At 62.2% G+C, this 822-nt stretch carries 1 protein-coding gene; it reads left to right on the top strand.

Annotated features, from left to right (window positions below; genetic code table 11):
• On the top strand, positions 1-822 hold an 822-nt coding region (locus tag VBE63_RS30655), incomplete at both ends, for a type IIL restriction-modification enzyme MmeI (RefSeq protein WP_323686725.1).

The raw sequence follows: 822 nt of genomic DNA, 5'->3' as shown, positions 1-822 counted from the left end.
AAGGGCGAGCCGCACGAGAGCCAGCATGCGGCGATTTCCCCCTATCTGTTCGATGCCAGCCATCTCGCCAACCCGCATGTCGTGGTGCGGGAGGAAAGCCAACCGATCAACGGGCTCCCGAAGATCATCATCGGGTCAAAGCCGATCGACGGCGGACACTACATTCTGAGCAGACAGGAGCGGGATGACCTGGTGTCCGCCGAGCCTGGCGCTGCCGCCTTTTTGCATCCTTTCGTCGGAAGTCGAGAGTTTCTGAACGGCGGGGACCGGTGGATTCTGGCCCTGCAGCAAGCATCGCCATCGGCCTTGAAGGAGCTTCCTCTGGTCCGGGAAAGGATCGCAGCCGTTCGTGCGGAGCGAGCGGCAAGCAAAAGCGCTCCGACCCGAAAGCTCGCCGAAACGCCGTTGCAGTATCACGTCAACGTCATCCCAACCAAGCCCTTCTTGGTGATTCCCAAGGTCAGCTCCGAGCGACGAGACTATGTCCCGATCGGTTGGCTGGAGCCGCCAACCATCCCGAGCGATCTGGTGTTCGTCTTAGCTGGAGCCAGTCTGACCCTGTTCGGACTGCTGACATCCGCCATGCACATGAGCTGGCTCAGGCACATCGGCGGGCGCCTAGAAAGCCGCTACCGCTACTCCATCGGGCTGGTCTACAACAGTTTCCCGGTGCCTACTGCCGACGAGGCGGCACTGGCGAAGCTGGAACCGCTCGCCCAGGCGGTCCTGAACGCCAGAGCCAGCCATCCCGAGTCAACCCTGGCCAACCTCTACGACCCTGACCTGATGCCGACAGCGCTGCGTAAAGCCCACCAAGCGCTC

This window comes from Lamprobacter sp., assembly GCF_034860625.1.
GTDB lineage: Bacteria > Pseudomonadota > Gammaproteobacteria > Chromatiales > Chromatiaceae > Lamprobacter.
The sequence above is the reverse complement of the archived record's forward strand: the minus strand, read 5'-3'. Positions and strand labels throughout refer to the sequence as shown.